This is a genomic window from Campylobacter sp. CFSAN093233, from assembly GCF_011068165.1.
Lineage (GTDB): Bacteria > Campylobacterota > Campylobacteria > Campylobacterales > Campylobacteraceae > Campylobacter_D > Campylobacter_D jejuni.
Genome location: NZ_JAAMWY010000005.1, coordinates 264,677 through 284,403 on the forward strand (window position 1 = coordinate 264,677; position 19,727 = coordinate 284,403).

Genomic DNA, 19,727 nt, shown 5'->3' on the forward strand with positions numbered 1-19,727 from the left:
TATCTAGAGCTGATAGAAGCTAAGGTTTATATTTTCTTTTTAGTAAAAAAGTGCTAAAATTTAGCCTTTAAAGTATAAAGGTTTAAATGATGCAAAATATCCATTTTATCGGCATAGGCGGTATAGGAATTTCCGCTTTAGCAAGATTTTTAAAAGAAAAAGGTTTTAAAATTAGCGGAAGTGATCTTAAAGAGAGTAAAATCACTAAAGAACTAGAAAAAGAAGGGGTTAAGGTCAGTATCCCTCATCATAAAGACAATATTTTAAACAAAGATTTAGTTATTTATTCTGCTGCTATCAAAGAAGAAAATCCTGAATTTAAACACGCTAAAGAATTAGGCATTAAATGCCTTTCACGCAAGGAGGCCTTACCTCTTATCTTAGAAGATAAGCGCGTTTTTGCAGTTGCAGGAGCACATGGAAAAAGCACAACTTCAAGTATTTTGGCTTCTTTGCTTGGTGATGCTTCTGTGATCATCGGAGCGATTTTAAAAGAATTTGGTTCAAATATGATTTATAAAGAAAGCCAAAACCTTGTTTTTGAAGCTGATGAGAGCGATAGTTCTTTTTTAAATTCAAATCCTTATTTGGCTATAGTTACTAATGCAGAAGCAGAGCATTTAGATCATTATGGCAATGAAGTTTCAAAACTCCATCATGCTTATGCGGAGTTTTTAGATACGGCTAAAATTCGCGTGATTAATGCTGAAGATGAGTTTTTGAAAAATTATAAAAATGAGTCAACCAAGCTTTATCCGAGCAAAGATATCAAAAACTGCACCATGCGTATAGAAAATTTCAAACCTTTTACAAGCTTTGAGTTGAAAAATTTAGGTGAATTTAAGGTTTTTGGCATGGGGTATCATTTAGCCCTTGATGCGTCTTTGGCGATTTTGGCGGCTTTAAATTTCTTAGATATAGAAACGATAAGAACTAGGCTTAAAAATTATCAAGGTATTAAAAAGCGTTTTGATATTTTACATGCTGATGAAAATTTGGTTTTAATCGATGATTATGGTCATCATCCCACCGAAATAAAAGCGACTTTAAGTGCAGCACAACAATACGCAAAATTAGGCGGATATAAGAAAATCACAGCTATCTTTGAACCCCACCGCTACACGCGTTTGGCTGCAAATTTAAAGGAATTTGCAAAGGCTTTTGAAGGTGTAGACGAGCTTATAATTTTACCTGTTTATACTGCAGGAGAAGAGCCTATAGGGCTTGATTTAGAAGCGGTTTTTCCTAAGGCTTTATTTGTAGAAGATATCAAAAGAGAGGGTAAATTTTTGGTAGCTTCTAAGGGGCAAGTTTTTGAAGAAGGGCTTATTATAGGTTTTGGTGCAGGAGATATCAGTAATAAATTAAGGCAAAAAAATGAGTAGGTTTTTTTTATATTTTTTAATTATTTTAATTTTAGCCTTAATCACTTTTGCTTTGCGTGAAAAATTAGGCAAAAAAACTAAACCTTTTTTTGGTATTTTACTTGTGATTTTTATTGTTTTAGCGGTATTTTTTGAATTTGAAAACACGCAAAAAAGTCATTTAAGAACAGATATTATCGTAGCTTTTAATCAAAATAAAAATATTTTATGTAAAGATATCAATGTTTCTAAGGCGTATTTTAATTATGAATTTGGTACAGGAAGTTTTATTTCAAAGGATAATAATCAAAGTTTTAATTCTTTAATCATAGATATTAAAGATTGTAGGTTAAATGATGAATGATACAAAAGAAGAATTGATCTCAAAGCTTGATTTAAACAGCTATTTAGAAGAGTTTAAAGCCCTTTTTGCAAGAGATAAGGAGATTTTTTTGCAAGGAGATTCTAATCTTCATTTTAAACGTATACATGAGCTTTGCGAGGTGGAATTTCCTACTATACCAGAGCTTAGCAATCTTGATAAAGCCTTAGTTCATTTAAGCAAGCAAGGAATTTTACATTTAGATGAAATTTTTGAATTTGTAAAAATTTTTCGTTATTTTGAAAAGCTAAAAAAATTAAAACTAGGAACAAATTTAGACTCTTGGTTGCAAAAGATAGAATTTGTTAGCGGGGCTTTGGAGCTTTGTTTGAATTTCGATGAAAAAGGGGAATTAAAAGAAAGCTTAGATGAAAGACTTGTAAATCTTAATGCCGCTCTAAGATTAAAAAATGAAAGCATAATAGCTGAGTTTAAGAAATTTTGCTATACAAAAGCTTTGATGCCTTATCTTATCGATACACAAATCCATCTTATAAACAATCTTGAAGCCTTGCTTGTAAGAGGCGGGTTTAATCACGCTATTAAAGCAAAAATCATAGGCAGAAGTAATGGCGGTGGCTTTTATATCGTGCCTTTAAGTGTTGAGAATTTGCAAAATGATATAGAAAAAATCAAAAATCAAAAAGAAGAAATTTATTATGAATACGCTAAAAATTTCTCAGCTTTTTTAGCAAAAAATCTACCTTTTTTAAAATTTATCAATACAGCCTTTGATCTTTTTGACCATTATAGTGCTAGGGTTTTGCTTGCTAAAAAAAGGGATTTTGAATTTGTTTTGTGTGATCAAAGTAAGGATTTAGTGCTTAAAAATTTCGCTCATCCTGCCTTAAAAAATCCAAAAAGCGTGAGTTTGGAATTTAAAAAACAAGTTTTAATCATCACAGGGGTAAATGCAGGCGGAAAATCCATGCTTTTAAAATCCATGCTAAGCGCAGCATTTTTAGCTAAACATCTTTTGCCTATGTATATAAAAGCAAATGAAAGTAAAATCGGTACTTTTAAAGAATTTGATGCCATCATAGAAGATCCGCAAAATGTTAAAAACGACATTTCAACTTTTGCAGGAAGAATGTTGCACTTTTCCAGGCTTTTTTCTAAGAAAAATTTGCTTTTAGGTATCGATGAAATAGAGCTTGGAACAGATTTTGAAGAAGCGGCTTGTTTGTATAGTGTGTTAATTTCAAAACTCATAGCTAATAATCTTAAAATCATCATTACTACACACCACAAACGCCTTGCCATGCTTTTAGCAAAAAATGAGCAAGTTGAACTCATTGCTGCTTTATATGATGAAGAGCTTTCACGCCCAAAATATGAGTTTTTAAAAGGTACTATAGGAAAATCTTATGCCTTTGAAACCGCTTTGCGTTATCAGATTCCGCCGAATTTAGTTAGCGAGGCTAAAAAGCTTTATGGCGAGGATAAAGAAAATTTAGAAGAGCTTGTGGGTAAAAATATCAATCTTGAATTAGAACTAAAAGCTAAGCTTGAAAATGTTGAGAAAAAAGAGCAAAAAGTCGATGAAATTTTACTTTCTTTAAAAGAGCAAAAAGAAAAAAATGAACAAGAATTTCGTACGAGTTTGAGAAATTTAGAATTTAAATTGCACAAAGCCATAGAAGAAGCTAAAAAAACCATACAGCTTAAAGACACAAAAGATAAGCAAAGAAGTCTTAATAAAGCCAATGAACTTAAAAAAGAAATCATCTTGCCAAGTATGGAGCAAAACGAAGAATTGCGTGTGGGGGATTTTGTAAAATATGAAAAAATTAAGGGTAAAATCATAAGCATTTCTAAAAACGATGCTATGGTTGAAAGTGATGGGATCAAACTTCGTGTGCCTTTAAAACTGCTTAAAAAAAGCACTCCTACACCTAAAATAAGTCCAAAAACAAGCATTAGTGTGGCAAAACCGACTAATCTTAGCGTTAGCTTGGATTTGCATGGGCTTAGGAGTGATGAAGCTATTTCAAGGCTTGATAAATTTATTTCAGATGCTTTGCTTGCAGGCTTTGATGAAGTTTTAGTTTACCATGGTATAGGAACAGGAAAGCTTGCCTTTGCTGTAAGAGAGTTTTTAAAAACTCACAAAAGTGTCAAGGGCTTTAATGACGCACCGATCAATCAAGGTGGCTTTGGTGCTAAGGTGGTGAGATTATAAGGAAATAAATGATTACAAAAGATAATTTAAAACAAGTTCTAGAAAACTTAGGCTTTAAAAATAAAAATGAAAATTATGTAAAAACAATCAATAATTACACACTTTTAATAGATTATAAAAACCAAAGTATTAATTACCCAAAAGAAATAAAAATTCACGATAAAACTACTTCTAATTTTTCACACCCTGAAAATTTTGTAGTTTTTGAATGTGTGCATAGACTTTTAGAAAAAGGTTACAAGGCTGAATATTTAGAGTTAGAGCCAAAATGGAATCTTGGCAGGGATAAAAAAGGTGGTAAGGCTGATATTTTAGTAAAGGATAATGAAAACAATCCTTATTTGATTATAGAATGTAAAACCACAGATTCTAAAAATAGTGAATTTATAAAAGAATGGAATAGAATGCAAGAAGATGGCGGGCAGCTTTTTTCTTATTTTCAGCAAGAAAAAGGTGTAAAATATCTTTGTCTTTATACAAGTGATTTTAGCGATAAGTTAGAATATAAAAATTACATCATACAAGCTTACGATAACGAAGAATATCTAAAAGAAAAGGAATTACAAAATTCTTATAAAAAATCTAATAACAATATAGAACTTTTTAAAACTTGGAAAGAAAGTTATGAACTGCAATATTTTAAACAAGGTATTTTTGAAGAAAATGTCAATGCTTATAAAATTTTAGAAATTACTCCAACTTTTGATAATCTTAAGGAACTTAAAGAAGAAGGTAAATATCACGAATTTGCAAAAATTTTACGCAAGCATAATATATCAGGCAAGGAAAATGCCTTTGATAAACTTGTAAATATTTTTCTTTGCAAAATTTATGATGAAACTTTTAATAAAAACAATCTCAAATTTGGATATTTTGGTGTAATGGCAGATACTTATGCAAATATGCAAGATAGATTAATGTGGCTTTATAAAGAAGCTATGAAAGAATTCTTAGGAGAGAAAATTACCTTTGTATCTAATGAAGATATAGAAAAAGACTTTAAGCAATTAAAGATAAAAACTTTAAAAGAAGTAATGCAAAATTACATCAAAGAATTAAAATTTTATTCAAATAATGATTTTGCATTTTTAGAAGTGCATAATAAAGAATTATTCTTAAAAAATGCACTTGTATTAAAAGAAATAGTAGAGCTTTTTGCAAATTACAAGCTTACCCAAAACTCTACAAATCAATTTTTAGGCAATCTTTTTGAACTTTTTTTGCAAAAAGGTATGAAGCAAGATGAAGGGCAGTTTTTTACCCCTATTCAAATTTGTGAATTTATTATGTATTCTTTACCGCTTCAAGAAATGTTAAGCAAAAACTCTAAAGCTTTAAGGGTGATTGATTATGCTTGTGGTGCTGGACATTTTTTAAACACCTATGCCAATGAGCTTAAGCGTTATCTAACAGAAGATGAGCTTAAAGAGCATTATAAAAATATTTATGGTATTGAAAAAGAGTATCGCTTAAGTAAGGTTTCTAAGGTATCAAGTGCAATGTATGGACAAAATGAAATCAATATTTTATACGCTGATGCACTTGCTTCTTTTGAATTAGCAAATACAAATAATTTAGAAGGAGAAAAAGCAAAACCACAAATAGAATCAAATAGTTTTGATTTGCTTATAGCAAATCCGCCTTATTCTGTAAAAGGATTTTTAGAAACTTTAAGTGATAAATCTAAGAATACCTATAAACTTTTTAACGATGATATAAACATAGAAACAAATAATTCTATCGAATGCTTTTTTTGTGAGCGAGCAAATCAAATTTTAAATGATAATGCTAAAGCTGCTATTATCTTACCAAGTTCTATTTTAAATAAAGATTCTATTTATAAAAATACAAGAGAAATATTATTTCAAAATTTTGATTTTATTGCCATTGTAGAGCTAGGTAATCAAACATTTGGAGCAACAGGGACAAATACGATTATTTTATTTTTACGCAAAAAAGAAACTTTTAAACAAGAAAATCATCTTATTTCTCAAGATTATAGTTTGATTAAAGAACGCATAGAAGCTGAAAATTTAAAAGACAATGAAAACTTTTATCAAAATTATCTAAGTGCGTATTGTGATTTTAGAAAATTTGATAAAGAGCTTTATAGCAATTTTTTAAATGGAAACTTAGATTCTAAACTTGCAGAGCTAGAAGCCTTTAAAGATTATCGCAATGCATTTAGGCAAACAAGTGATTATAAAAAACTTAAAGAATCTAAAATTTATAAAGAAAGTAAAGATAAGCAAGATTTAGAAGATAAAGCCTTTTTAGCTTATACTCAAGCAATAGAAAAGGATAAATTGCTTTATTTTTGTCTAAGTCTTAATCAAGAAGTTTTAATCATAAAATCTCCAAGTGATATAAAAGAACAAAAGAAATTTTTAGGTTATGAGTGGAGTAATAGAAAAGGTGATGAAGGTTTAAAAGAATTGCACGAGCCTTATTTGAGCCCACTTTTTGAAAGAGGCAATCCGCAAAATGAAACTAAGCTTAATACTTTAATTTGTAAAGCATTTTTAAAAACTCTTAGCGATATACCAAAAGATTTGCAAGGCTATGCTAGTAAAGCGAGGCTTATTGATATGATGGATTTTGAAAAAGTGGAATTTAATAAAGCTATAAGTTTAAACGTAAAATCAAGAGATGAGTTAAATCCTTTTAAGAATTCTAAGTATGAGTTGGTGAGATTAGGGGAAGTGTGTGATTTAAATAAAATTAGAAATCAAGCTAGTGCGACAGAAATCGAAAAAATGAATTTAAACAGTGGAAATGTAAAACTTTTACCAAGTTCTAAAAACTACGAATGGTGGACAGATGAAAAAACAGCTGGACAATTTATAAACGAAGGTGAAGTAATTACTTTAGGAGTGGCAAGATATGCAAATATTAAAAAACATAAAGGTAAATTTGTTTCAGCAAATAATCATATTTTGAGTGTTAAAGATAAAAGCAAGATTATTTTTGATTTTTTGTATATTTTATTAGAAATTTGCGGACAAAAACTATATAAACAAGGACAACAGTATCCACAGTTTGATACTAATATTTTTTATAGTTTTAAAATCCCACTTCCACCGCTTGAAATTCAAAAACAAATCGTAGCAGAGTGTGAAAAGATAGAAGAGCAGCATAATACTTTAAGCTTGAGTATAAAAGAGTATCAAAAGCTAATCAAAGCAATGCTTCAAAAATCTGGTATTATAGAGGACAATCAAGAATATGAACTAAATTCTATTTTAGAAAATTTGCAAAAATTAGAATCTAAGCTTGATTTTAATCTTTTGCTTTCGCTAATTGAAGAACAAATCAGTCATTCTGAAGTATTAGTTGAAGAAACTCAAAGCAAGGAAAGAAAGCAAGATTTTAATGCTTTTAAAAACTTTTCTAAAACTATACAAGAGCTTTTACAAACTCTCTCAACTCCACCAAAAGATGGCTGGAAGAGAATTTCTTTAAAGAATGAACAATATATGGAACTTAATCCTAGCAAAAAAGAAATATCAAAACTTGATGAAAATATGCTTGTCTCATTTATAGAAATGGCTAGCGTTTCAGATAAGGGTTATATTCAAAGTAAGATAGATAGGTCATTAAACGAAGTAAGAAAAGGCTACACATATTTTATAGAAAATGATATTTTGATTGCAAAAATTACTCCTTGCATGGAAAATGGTAAATGTGCTATCGCAAAAAATCTAACAAATAACATAGGTTTTGGTAGCACAGAATTTCATATTTTTAGAGCAAAAACAGGGCTTGATAGTAGTTTCTTATTCTATAATCTAAATCAACAAAATATAAGAGAAAAAGCAGCTCTTGCTATGACTGGAGCAAGTGGACACAAAAGAGTTCCTATAAGTTTTTATGAAAATCTTACAATCCCACTCCCACCGTTAGAAATTCAAGAAAAAATTGTTCAAAACATTGAATTAGTAGAACAACAAATTGATCTTCTTAATCTTAAATTAGAATTTTTAGAAAAAGAAAAAGAAAAAATCTTGCAAAAATATTTATTTTCTTAAAGCATTTTTCGCTAAACTTTGTAAATTTTATAAGGTTTAGCGATGAAAAACATTATGATATTAAGCGGAGCGGGTTTGTCTGCTCCAAGTGGGCTTAAAACTTTTAGAGATAATGATGGACTTTGGGAAGAATACGATGTGATGGAGGTTTGCTCTGCAACAGGTTTTAGAAAAAATCCTAAAAAAGTACTTGATTTTTACGATGCAAGAAGGGCACAACTTCAAAATGTAAAGCCAAATCACGCCCATGAAAAAATCGCACAGTTAAAAGAAAAATGGGGTAAAAACCTTTTTGTCATCACGCAAAATGTAGATGATTTGCTAGAGCGTGCAGGGTGTAAAGATGTAGTACATTTGCATGGCTTTTTGCCCGAACTTCGTTGCCTAAAATGTGAAGGAATTTTTAATATAGGCTATGAAAAATTCACAGATAAACAATGCCCAAAATGCAAAAGTAAGGATTTAAGACACAATATAGTCATGTTTGAAGAGCAAGCTCCTGCTTATGCTACGCTTTATTCTTTACTTCATCAAACTTCATTATTTATTAGCATAGGCACAAGTGGGGCGGTTTTGCCTGTGGGGCAGTATGCTTCAATGTGTGAAAAAAGTATTTTAAATATTTATGAAAAAGATGTGAATTTAGAGCGATATTTTGATAAAATCTATATAGAAGATATTATAAGCGCTATTGATAAAATCGCACTTGATATAGAAAATTTTATGAAAGATGGTAATGTTTGATTCTTTTTTAAGTGGAGTTTTTTTGGGCTTTGGAGTGAGTGTGCCTTTTGGACCTGTAAATATTTTGATTTTAACTTATGCACTAAAAGCTTTTAAAAATTCCATAGCTGTAGGACTTGGAGCATTTAGTATAGATATGCTTTATCTTTTTTTGCTTCAATTTGGGCTTTTAAATTTCTTAGACAATGTCATTTTTATGCGTTTTTTGGCGATTTTTGGTTTTTGTTTTTTAACTTATATGGCGTATTTGATGCTAAGAAAAAAGAAAGAAAGCTTAAATTTAGAGCATAAAGAATTTAAAGAAAGTCTTTTGAAAAGTTATATTAAAGGAGCTTTTTTAAATGGTTCAAATCCTTTTGTGATAGGATTTTGGCTTAGTGCTGCAAGTGTGGTTTTAAGCAGCGATCATGCTTATTTGATGACTTTAGGGCTTGTTGTGGCTATACTTTTTTGGGTAAGTGCTTTAGCCTTTGTGGTGGCAAGATATAGTCATGTTTTTAGTGCAAAAGTTGTTTTTATAATCAATATAATTTCAGCTATAATTATAGAGTATTTTGCTCTTAATTTATTATATAAAACTTTCTTAGGATAAAAAATGAATGCAAAAGAATTTTTAATCGAACTTTTAAAATTTAAATCTGTTACGCCAAATGATGATGGAGCTTTAAATTTCATCGCTATGGAACTGAGTGATTTTGAAGCTTTTTTTATAGAAAAAGAAGGCATTAAAAACCTTTTACTCACTAAAAAATTTAAAGATGAAGGCGAGCATTTAGCTTTTGGTGGGCATGTAGATGTGGTGCCTGCAGGCGAGGGTTGGAGTAATAATGCTTTTGTGCCTATGGAAAAAGAAGGCTTTATCTATGCAAGGGGTGCTCAAGATATGAAAAGCGGAGTAGCAGCCTTTGTAGATGCGGTAAAGAATGCGGATTTTAAAGGAGCTAGACTTAGTCTTATTTTAACAAGTGATGAAGAAGGCGAAGCTATATATGGAACTAAGGCTGTTTTAGAATGGATGCAAGAAAGAGATATGCTACCTGATTATGCTGTGGTTGCAGAGCCAACCTGTGTTAAAAAAATCGGCGATAGTATTAAAATAGGGCGTCGTGGTTCTATCAATGGAAAACTTTTAATCCGTGGAAAACAAGGGCATGTTGCTTATCCTGAAAAATGTATCAATCCTGTGCATGATTTTGCACCAGTGTTAAAGCTTTTAGCGGGTTTTGATCTTGATCCTGGAAGTGCTGAATTTAGTCCTTCAAAAATCGTTATAACTGATATTCGTGGAGGTATGGGGGTGTGTAATGTTACTCCAAATGATTTAAAACTTATGTTTAATGTTCGCAATTCCCCTGATACAAGCTTAGAAGATGTAAAAAGTTATGTAGAAAAAATTTGTCATGGTTTAAACTATGAGTTAGAGCTAAAACAATCAAGCGAAGCTTTTTTGACAAATATCGACAATAAAATCGTTCAAAAAATGAATGAAAGTGTTCAAAAAATCACTCATGAAGTGCCAGAGCTTAATACCAAAGGCGGTACAAGTGATGCAAGGTATTTTGCAAAATACGGTGTAAAGGTAGTAGAATTTGGGGTTTGTAATGATAGAATTCACGCTATTGATGAAAGGGTAAGTATAGAAGAATTTGAAAAACTTTGTCTTGTTTTTAAAGACTTGATAGAAAATTTTTAAAGGTTTAGGATGATTGAGGAAATTTTAAAAGATAGTGATTACAAGCTAGATCTATTTGGTAAAAAAGCTATTGCTGAATTGGAAACTAAAATTATAGCTAAAACAAACAAAAATAACCAAATTATATACTATACTAATTGCCTTATCCGCGATAAAGAAATTAAACTTACGCCAGAAGAAATTGTGCGTCAGCTTTATATCGATAAGCTTTTAAATGAATATAACTATCCTAAAGATATGATAAAAATTGAATTTGGTGTACATTTTGGACGCGAAGTAAAAAGGGCTGATATTGTGATAATGGATAAAATCCAAATCACAGTCCCATACATCATTATAGAAGTAAAAAAGCCAAAGTTGAAAGATGGTAAAGAACAATTAAAAAGTTATTGTAATGCTACAGGTGCAACTATGGCTGTGTGGTGCAATGGTAAAGAAATTAGCTATTATCATAGAAAAGATCCAAATTATTTTGAATCTATTCCAAATATTCCTGCATCAAACCAGACATTACCGGATCTGTTGAAAGTAAAATTTACCTTTGATGATTTGATTAAAGAAGATATTTTAAAAAGTCAAAAGCGAAGTTTAAAGAATTTAGTTACAGAAATGGAAGATGAGGTGTTGGCAAATGCTGGAGTTGATGTATTTGAAGAATGTTTTAAGCTTATATTTATAAAACTTTTTGATGAGCTAGAGGGTGCAAGAGATAGAACAAAGAGCTTAGAGTTTAGAAATTATGGAGAGTCTGATTCTGAACTTAAGCAAAAAATAGAAAAACTCTTTGATAAAGCAAAGAAAAAATGGGAAGGTGTATTTAATAATGATGAGAAAATTAAACTTTCTCCTTCGCACCTAAGTGTATGTGTATCATCATTGCAAAATGTAAAGTTATTTAACTCAAATTTAGAAGTGATTGATGATGCTTTTGAATATCTAGTGAATAAATCCTCAAAAGGTGAAAAAGGGCAATATTTTACTCCGCGTTATGTAATAGATATGTGTGTAAAAATGCTAAATCCCAAAAAAGATGAAAGTATGATAGATACTGCAAGTGGAAGTTGTGGATTTCCGATACATACTTGTTTTTATGTGTGGCGTTCAATTTATAAAGAAAGAGGCATAGAAGCAAGTCATCTCTTTACAGCCCAAGAAAAGATTTCTGAGTGTCAAGATTATGTAAAAGAAAAAGTGTTTGGTATAGATTTTGATGAAAAGAGTGTGCGCGTATCAAAAATGCTTAATCTAATTGCAGGTGATGGGCATACAAATGTTTTGTATTTAAATTCCATTGACTTTGATAGATGGGATGAGTGGGTAAAAGATGATGAAGATTGGCAAGATGTGTATTTTGAAGGTTTTAAACGCTTAAAAAATTTAAGAGTAACTAAAAATCAAAATAGGGATTTTAATTTTGATGTTTTAATGGCAAATCCGCCTTTTGCAGGAGATATAAAAGAGAGTAGAATTTTAGCTAGATATGAGCTAGGCAAAAAAGAAAATGGCAAACCTCAAAGTAAGGTAGGAAGAGATATTTTATTTATCGAACGAAATTTAGATATGTTGCGTCCTGGTGGCAGAATGGCTATTGTATTACCACAAGGGCGTTTTAATAATTCAAGCGATAAATATATAAGAGAATTTATCGCACAAAAAGCTAGAATCTTAGCGGTTGTAGGACTTCATGGAAATGTCTTTAAACCACACACGGGGACAAAAACAAGTGTTTTATTTTTACAAAAATGGGATGATAAATTATGTCCAAAGTGTGAGGACTATAATATCTTCTTTGCTACTATGAATGAGCCTAGCAAAGATAATTCAGGCGAAAAGATTTATTACCCACTTTTAGATTCTCATGATCATTTAGTAGTAAAACATGATTTATTTCATCCGCATTTAGAAGGAGATGAGCCTATAAAACAAAAAGATGAAAGCCAAGAAGAGTTTGACAAAAGAATACAAGAATATAGATTAAATGTAGAAAAATATAAAGACTTGCAAAAAGATGGCATAGCTGAAGCTTTTATTGAATTTGCAAAAGCAGAAAATTTGAGTTTTTGGAAAGAATAAGTGAATGGATAATATGAAAGAATTTAAAATTTTTTGCGATGAAAGCAATCATTTATTTTACAAAGATAATCCAACTTTGTGTTCAAGGGTTATGGTATTAGGAGCGCTTAAAGTTCCATCATCTGAAATTATTAAAATTAATAAAACAATTAAATATTTAAAGCATAAATATAAATATAATAAAGAAATTAAATGGACAAAACTAAATTTAAGTCAAAAAGGTTTTTATGATGAATTATTAGAATTCTTTTTTTCTTCTGTATATATGTGGTTTAAAGCTGTATTAATTCCAAATAAAACCATTCTGCAACATGATATTTACAATCAAGGAGATCATGATTTATTTTATTATAAAATGTATTATCAAGTATTGCATAATTTAATAGATATTGATACAAAAATAAAAATATATCTTGATTATAAAGATACGAAGAGTGGAGATAAAATAAAAGGATTGGAAAAAGTTTTGTTTAATAAATTTAAACAATCAGTAAATATAAAAATTTTTACAATTCAATCACATGAATCAAATATTGTTCAACTTGTGGATTTGTTAATAGGTGCTATTTCATACAAAGCAAGAAATGATATAGAGCATGTAAGTGAAATAAAAAATTATATTATAAATAAAATTGAAACATTGGCAAATATTGAATTGGATGCAGGAACGCCACCTTGGGAAAATAAATGTAATATTTTTAGGATTCAATTGGGTAAAGGTGAACAATAATGTATCATCTCTTGGATTTTAGCACTTGTAAATGTGAAAATGAAAAATTTGACTTAGCTTATAAAATTTTCAAACAAGACTTTATTGAGGCTCCATTGTATTTAGCAGGTTGTATTTATATAGATCCGCAATCACATAAGAAGCATAAGGGGAAAGAAAAGATATTTTGGCATATCACAACACGAGAAAACAAACAAAATAAAACAAGGGAGTTTGATAGCCAAAGAGCTTGCAGAATAAATTGGATTAAACAAATTATTATCAATCATACTCATCCCGAAATTAAAGCTTTTTATTATAAAGAGAAACGGGCAATCCGTTTTTATTTGTGGTTACATAACCATAATTTTATGGTTATTTTACAAAAGCTAGGCAGAAGTAGTTCATTTTTAGTGACAAGTTTCTATATAGATAAAGGATATAATAAAAATATTTATGAAAAAAGATATAGAAATTATATAAACGGAAATGATATAGAGCTAAAGAATTGCGAATGGTTTTAGGGGTTTGGTGCAGATTTAGGCATCTGCAAGAAGCATAAAAGCTAGCCATCTCTTTCTACCACCGGTAGTTGAGCTTTATAATTATAAATATTTTTTACTTAGATTGAAATAAAAAAAAAGGAATAAAATGAATCTAAACCAAACTTTGCAGGAAAAATATCCACATTTAGAAGTAAGTGTATTAAAGCTTAGTGAAGTGAAAAAAAATATAGATTTTCGCATAGATGATAGTTTTTGGACAATGAAGCTTATCTATAACAATAAGTTGAACTATAAAAAAATAGGAGAATGTTTATTAAAATCTCAATATGGTATTTCAATAAATATGAATGAAGGGGGCGATGGTGTCCCTATTTATAGAATGAATGACATTGATAATATGCTTTGTAATTTTGAAGTCAAAAAATATGCTTTAATTGATAAAAATGAATTGCAAACTTTTAGGTTAAATTATGGAGATGTTTTGTTTAATAGAACAAATTCCTATGAGTTTGTGGGCAGAACAGGAATTTTTTATAACAATAGAGAAAACTTTGTTTTTGCTTCATATTTAGTAAGGCTTGTTTGCAATAAGGAAATTCTGTTGCCAGAGTATCTTACAGTTTTTTTAAATACGCATATTGGTAAAAAAGAGATAAGAAGAAGGGCTAGACCATCAATTAATCAAACAAATGTAAATCCTGAAGAATTAAAAGAAATTAAAATTCCCATTTTCCCTATGAAATTTCAGTTAGAAATTCAAAATTTGGTAAAAGATTCTCATAAGGCATTAGAAGAAAGTAAGGAGTTATATAAAAAAGCAGAGGAAACTTTATACCTTGAGTTAGGACTTGATCCAAAGAATCCATTGCAAAGTTTGCTAGATTCTAAAACAAATAATCCTACAAACTCACCAAATATCTCTATACACACATTAAAAGAATCTTTTCTAAAAACAGGAAGATTGGATTCTGAATATTATCAAAGTAAATATGAAGACATAGAAAAGATGATTAGAAGTTATAAAGATGGCTTTTGTAATTTAAAAGATTTAGTTAATGATATTTCAAGTGGTTTTGCATTTTCAAGTGATGACTACCAAGATGTTGGAGAGCTTGTATTAATTAGGATTAATAATATAAAAAATGCTACGCTAGATTTAAGCAATGTTATCTATCTTAAAAATGAAGCTTATAATTTAAGCCCTAAAGATAAAATAAAAAAAGGTGATATTTTAATTTCTATGTCTGGTAGCATTGGTTTGTCTTGTGTGGTTAGAGATGATATATCAGCTATGGTTAATCAAAGGATTTTAAAAATTTCGATTAAAAATTTTAATAGTGATGTTTTGGTATTGCTTTTAAATTCTTTTATTTGTAAAATGCAATTTGAGAGAATTGGTACAGGTGGGGTTCAAACAAATCTTTCTTCAATAGATATGCAAAATATCCTTATCCCTAAAATAGATTCTACAACTCAAGAAAAAATTGCAAAATATATACAAGAAAGCTTTAATTTAAGGAAAAAATCTAAACAATTATTAGATAATGCAAAAATTAAAGTAGAAGAGCAAATACAAGGAAAAATATGATTATCAATGGACAAAAGCTTGAGTTAAAAGAGCTTAAATTTATGGATTTTATCAAAGAAAAAGGCTTGAAAATAGAACTTATCGCCTTGGAATTAAATGGAGAGATTATACCTAAGAGTGAATTTGAAAATTTGATTTTAAAAGAAAACGATAAAGCTGAAATCGTAAGTTTTGTAGGAGGTGGATGATGAGAGTAAAATTCAATGGCAAAGAACTTGATACAGACTTTAAAACAAGTTTGGAATTTTTTGAAAATATCAGCAAAAATGAAAATGATGTATGGATTATCAATGGTTTTGCAACAAAAGAGAATATCGCTTTAAATGAAAATGATGAGCTTTTTTGTATAGAAAAAAATACTTTACCTCCAAAAGACGCACTAGATGCTATGATGAGGGCAAGACATACACCAAAGCTTCACGATAAACTTAAAAATGGGCGCGTGGCGGTGTGTGGTTTAGGCGGACTTGGATCACATATAGCGATAAATTTGGCAAGAAGTGGAGTGGGGTATTTAAAGTTGATTGATTTTGATGTGATTGAGCCTAGTAATTTAAATCGTCAGGCTTATCGTGTAAGTGATTTGGGCAAGTTTAAAACCGAAGCTTTAAAAGAGCAAATTAGCGAAATTAATCCTTATATCAGCGTTGAAATTTGTACCTTAAAAATCGATGAGGATAATTTAAAATCTTTGTTTAAAGATATAGATATAGTTTGTGAAGCCTTTGATAGTGCTATCGCAAAAGCGATGATAGCGCAAAATTTTCATAGATTTTACAAAGATAGTGTTTTAATCTGTGCTTCAGGGCTTGCGGGCTATGGTGATAGCAACAGCATACAAACAAGAAAAATTGCTAAAAATTTCTATGTGTGTGGGGATTTGGTAAATGGTGCTAAGCTAGGAAATGGACTTATGGCGCCAAGGGTAAATATTTGCGCAGGACATCAAAGTAACCTTGTTTTAGAGCTTTTAGCAAATAAGGAGTAAAAATGCAAGAAAATTTAAAAAACGATAAATTAAAAATAGGCAAATACGAGTTTGATTCAAGATTTATTTTAGGTTCTGGAAAATATTCGCTAGAGCTTATAAAATCAGCTATAGAAGAAGCTAAAACACAGATTATCACTCTAGCCTTACGCCGTGCAAATACAGGGGAAATTGCTAATATACTTGATTATATCCCTAAAAATATCACACTTTTACCCAACACTTCAGGCGCAAGAAACGCTGAAGAAGCCTTACGCATTGCAAGGCTTTCAAAAGAGCTTGGTTGTGGAGAACTTATCAAGATAGAAGTGATAAGTGATAGTAGGTATTTGCTGCCTGATAATTATGAAACGATTAAAGCTTGCGAGCTTTTAGCTAAAGAGGGTTTTACACCTCTACCTTACATGCATGCTGATCTTTACGCAGCTAAAGCTATGCGTGATGCAGGAGCTGCGGCTATCATGCCTTTAGCAGCACCTATTGGGAGCAATAAAGGCTTATGTGCTAAGGAATTTATACAAATTTTGCTTAATGAAATTGATTTGCCTATCATTGTAGATGCGGGTATTGGAAGTCCTTCACAAGCTTGTGAAGCTATGCAAATGGGAGTAAGTGCGGTGATGGTAAATACAGCCATAGCTGAAGCTAAAGATATAGCCTTGATGGCTAAAGCTTTTTCTTTGGCAGTAAATGCGGGAAGAGCGGCTTTTTTGGCAGGTTTGGCAAGTGTGAGTAAAGCTAAAGCAAGTTCTCCATTAACAGGCTTTTTAAGGGATTGATTATGCAAGATTATATGCAGTATTTACCTCACATGCAGGAAATAAAAAGCGAAATTTTAAATAAGGTTTTAAGTCAAGTTCAAAGCTATGATGAGAGTCAATTTAGCGCTAAAGATGTTAAAAATGCTTTAAATCAAACACATTTAAGCATAGAGCATTTAAAAGCCTTGCTTTCAAGTGCAGCAGAAGATTTCATAGAAGAATTAGCCTTTAAATCCGCTAAAGTCAAGCAAAAATATTTTGGAAATTCTATCTCTCTTTTTACCCCACTTTATTTGTCAAATTATTGTAATTCTAAATGTGTTTATTGTGGTTTTCAAAAAGGTAATAAAATCGCAAGAGCTAAGCTAAATGAAGCTGAAATTCACGAAGAAATGCAAGCCATTGCTAAAAGTGGTTTAGAAGAAATTTTAATGCTAACAGGCGAGGGCAGGGAGTTTGCAAGTGTAGAATATATAGCAAATGCTTGTAAAATAGCTAGAGAGTATTTTAAGGTTGTGGGCGTTGAAATTTATCCTATGAATGAAGATGAATATAAAATTTTGCATGAAAAGGGTTGTGATTATGTGACTGTTTTTCAAGAAACTTACAATCCTCTAAAATATTCTAAAATTCATTTAGCTGGTGAAAAACGCATTTTTCCTTATCGCTTTAATGCTCAAGAAAGAGCTTTAAAAGCGGGTATGCGTGGAGTGGCTTTTGCGGCACTTTTGGGTATAGATGATTTTAGAAAAGACGCTCTTGCTACGGCGCTTCATGCACATTTTTTACAACAAGCTTATTCGCATGCTGAAATTTCTATTTCAGTGCCGCGTTTAAGACCTATTATCAATAATGCCAAAATCCATCCTAAAGATGTAAGTGAAAAACGCCTTTTGCAAGTACTTTGTGCTTATAGACTCTTTTTGCCTTTTGCGGGCATTACCATTTCAAGTCGTGAAAGAATAGGTTTTAGAGATGAGGTTATCAAGCTTGGTGCTACTAAAATGAGTGCAGGAGTGAGTGTGGGTATAGGTGAGCATAAGGGTGAGAAAAAGGGTGATGAGCAGTTTGAAATTTCAGATGATAGAAGCGTAGATGAAATTTTAGCTATGCTTAAAAGATCCAATTTACAAGCTGTGATGAGCGATAGTATCTATGTGGGATAAAAAAATCATCGCCATAAGCGATAGAAAATGTGTAGAAATAGACTTTTTAAAGCAGATTGAAAAACTTGCTAAGGCTAAGGTAGATGCTATAGTTTTAAGAGAAAAAGATTTAAGCGAATTTGAGTATTATGACTTAGCAAAAGAAGTTTTAAGCATTTGCGCAAAGCAAAAAGTGACTTGTTTTTTGCATTTTTTTGATAGGGAGTGTTTAAAATTGGGACATCGTTATTTTCACGCACCGCTTTCTTTGCTAAGAAAAGAACCTAAATTAACAAAATATTTTCATATACTTGGTACTTCAGTCCATAGCAAAGAAGAGCTTTTAGAGGCGATGAGCTATAAGGTAAATTATGCTTTTGTAGGGCATATTTTTGAAAGTTCTTGCAAGATGGGTTTAGAACCTAAAGGGATTGATTTTTTAAAATCCTTGCTTGAATTTAGTCAAATTCCACTTTATGCTATAGGCGGTATCAATGCTCAAAATATAGAAAATTTTAAAGATATAAATGTAGTAGGTGTTTGCATGCGTGAAATTTTAATGAAAGAAAAAGATCTTAAAAAGTATCTTTTAGAATGTAGGCAAAATTTACGATGAATAAAATTCTTTCTTTACCAGAAGATTTAAAGCAATTAAAAGGTGTCAATTATAAAAAAATTAAATCTTGCACTTTTGCTAAATATACACAAACGGATACTTCGCATTCTACTTTTGTTAATGTAGGAAGTCATCTTTTAACTTTTGTTCGCAAAGGATATAAAATTTTACACACTGCATCAAAAGATTATAAGATTAACTCTTATGAAACTTTGTTTTTAAAAGCTGGGAGCTATACTTTAAGCAATGTAGGACTTAGTAAAGGAGTTTATGAAGCTTATTTATTTTTTTTTGACAATGCATTTTTAATTGAGCTTATTTATAAGTATAAAGATTTTTTTAAACTAGATCAAAAGTTTCAAAACTATGAAATTTTTTGGGTAAAAAATGATAAGATTTTGCAAGGAATTTTGGAAAGTTTTTCACCGCATTTTGAAGAAAATACGCAAATTTTAGATCCTATAGTGAGTTTGAAATTTGAAGAGATTTTTTTACATTTGCTTTTAAATAAGAATATTTATTTTATTAGTTTTTTATCAGGAATTTTAAAAGAATTTCGCCTTGATCTTTCCCAGCTTTTTGAGTATTGTGGTAGAGAATTTTTAAGCGTAAATGAAATGTCTAATTTTGCGAAATTAGATTTAGCAACTTTTTCTAAAGAATTTAAGAAATGTTTTGGACAAAGTCCTAAAAAATGGTTAGATGAAAAAAGGTTGCAAAAAGCAAAGATTTTACTTAAATTTTCTAAAAAAAATATCAATGAAATAGCTAATGAGTGCGCTTTTTCTTCGGTAGCTTGGTTTATTGAAAGATTTAAAGAGAAATATGAGCAAACTCCTAAGCAATATCAAAAAACAAAAAACTTGTATTTTTTATCAAAAAACTAGCACATTTTTTTTATCTAAATAAATATAATTCAATGAAAATATTTTTAAATAAAGGAGAAAA

17 protein-coding genes are annotated in these 19,727 nt (G+C 30.3%); all 17 read left to right on the forward strand.

Features of this window, described 5'->3' with window-relative positions; all coding sequences use genetic code 11:
* Positions 1-86: 86 nt before the first annotated feature.
* Positions 87-1,385: a UDP-N-acetylmuramate--L-alanine ligase gene (murC, locus tag FBF15_RS04205; protein WP_072233184.1), complete on the forward strand. Its 1,299-nt coding sequence runs from the start codon at positions 87-89 to the stop codon at positions 1,383-1,385.
* Positions 1,378-1,728: a hypothetical protein gene (locus FBF15_RS04210; RefSeq protein WP_002783335.1), complete on the forward strand. Its 351-nt coding sequence runs from the start codon at positions 1,378-1,380 to the stop codon at positions 1,726-1,728. The genes murC and FBF15_RS04210 overlap by 8 nt, the downstream gene beginning before the upstream one ends.
* Positions 1,718-3,928, forward strand: a complete 2,211-nt coding sequence (locus FBF15_RS04215) for an endonuclease MutS2 (protein ID WP_165434581.1) — start codon at positions 1,718-1,720, stop codon at positions 3,926-3,928. The genes FBF15_RS04210 and FBF15_RS04215 overlap by 11 nt, the downstream gene beginning before the upstream one ends.
* Before the next feature lie 8 nt (positions 3,929-3,936).
* Positions 3,937-7,956, forward strand: coding sequence for an N-6 DNA methylase (locus FBF15_RS04220; protein WP_038401399.1), 4,020 nt, complete (start codon positions 3,937-3,939; stop codon positions 7,954-7,956).
* Positions 7,957-7,998: 42 nt separating this feature from the next.
* On the forward strand, positions 7,999-8,700 hold the full coding sequence (locus FBF15_RS04225) for an NAD-dependent deacetylase (RefSeq protein ID WP_002864286.1): 702 nt from the start codon (positions 7,999-8,001) through the stop codon (positions 8,698-8,700).
* Positions 8,693-9,292, forward strand: a complete 600-nt coding sequence (locus FBF15_RS04230) for a LysE family translocator (RefSeq protein WP_002779102.1) — start codon at positions 8,693-8,695, stop codon at positions 9,290-9,292. Before FBF15_RS04225 ends, FBF15_RS04230 begins: the two co-directional genes overlap by 8 nt.
* Positions 9,293-9,295: 3 nt before the next feature.
* The gene (gene dapE, locus FBF15_RS04235; protein WP_002871776.1) at positions 9,296-10,393 is read left to right on the forward strand and encodes a succinyl-diaminopimelate desuccinylase; all 1,098 of its coding nucleotides are present in this window, start codon (positions 9,296-9,298) and stop codon (positions 10,391-10,393) included.
* A 9-nt stretch (positions 10,394-10,402) separates the two neighbouring features.
* Entirely contained in the window at positions 10,403-12,466 is a 2,064-nt protein-coding gene (locus FBF15_RS04240; protein ID WP_052803907.1) for an N-6 DNA methylase, read from the forward strand.
* A gap of 4 nt (positions 12,467-12,470) precedes the next feature.
* Positions 12,471-13,196 (forward strand): DUF3800 domain-containing protein, encoded by a 726-nt coding sequence (locus FBF15_RS04245; protein ID WP_070299285.1) that lies wholly within the window; start codon positions 12,471-12,473, stop codon positions 13,194-13,196.
* Positions 13,196-13,699: a hypothetical protein gene (locus FBF15_RS04250; protein ID WP_165434582.1), complete on the forward strand. Its 504-nt coding sequence runs from the start codon at positions 13,196-13,198 to the stop codon at positions 13,697-13,699. The genes FBF15_RS04245 and FBF15_RS04250 overlap by 1 nt, the downstream gene beginning before the upstream one ends.
* Before the next feature lie 127 nt (positions 13,700-13,826).
* The gene (locus tag FBF15_RS04255; RefSeq protein ID WP_052803904.1) at positions 13,827-15,269 is read left to right on the forward strand and encodes a restriction endonuclease subunit S; all 1,443 of its coding nucleotides are present in this window, start codon (positions 13,827-13,829) and stop codon (positions 15,267-15,269) included.
* A complete protein-coding gene (gene thiS / locus FBF15_RS04260; protein ID WP_002853007.1) occupies positions 15,266-15,457 on the forward strand; it encodes a sulfur carrier protein ThiS in 192 nt (63 codons plus the stop codon). The genes FBF15_RS04255 and thiS overlap by 4 nt, the downstream gene beginning before the upstream one ends.
* Complete coding sequence (gene thiF / locus FBF15_RS04265; RefSeq protein ID WP_014516791.1) at positions 15,454-16,257, forward strand: thiamine biosynthesis protein ThiF; 804 nt, start codon at positions 15,454-15,456, stop codon at positions 16,255-16,257. Before thiS ends, thiF begins: the two co-directional genes overlap by 4 nt.
* A 2-nt stretch (positions 16,258-16,259) precedes the next feature.
* A complete protein-coding gene (locus FBF15_RS04270; protein ID WP_020247017.1) occupies positions 16,260-17,036 on the forward strand; it encodes a thiazole synthase in 777 nt (258 codons plus the stop codon).
* A 2-nt stretch (positions 17,037-17,038) separates the two neighbouring features.
* Entirely contained in the window at positions 17,039-18,184 is a 1,146-nt protein-coding gene (gene thiH / locus FBF15_RS04275) for a 2-iminoacetate synthase ThiH (RefSeq protein WP_002852974.1), read from the forward strand.
* Positions 18,174-18,779, forward strand: a complete 606-nt coding sequence (locus FBF15_RS04280; protein WP_002852949.1) for a thiamine phosphate synthase — start codon at positions 18,174-18,176, stop codon at positions 18,777-18,779. Before thiH ends, FBF15_RS04280 begins: the two co-directional genes overlap by 11 nt.
* Entirely contained in the window at positions 18,776-19,666 is an 891-nt protein-coding gene (locus FBF15_RS04285; RefSeq protein WP_002852985.1) for an AraC family transcriptional regulator, read from the forward strand. The genes FBF15_RS04280 and FBF15_RS04285 overlap by 4 nt, the downstream gene beginning before the upstream one ends.
* The last annotated feature ends 61 nt before the right edge of the window (positions 19,667-19,727 follow it).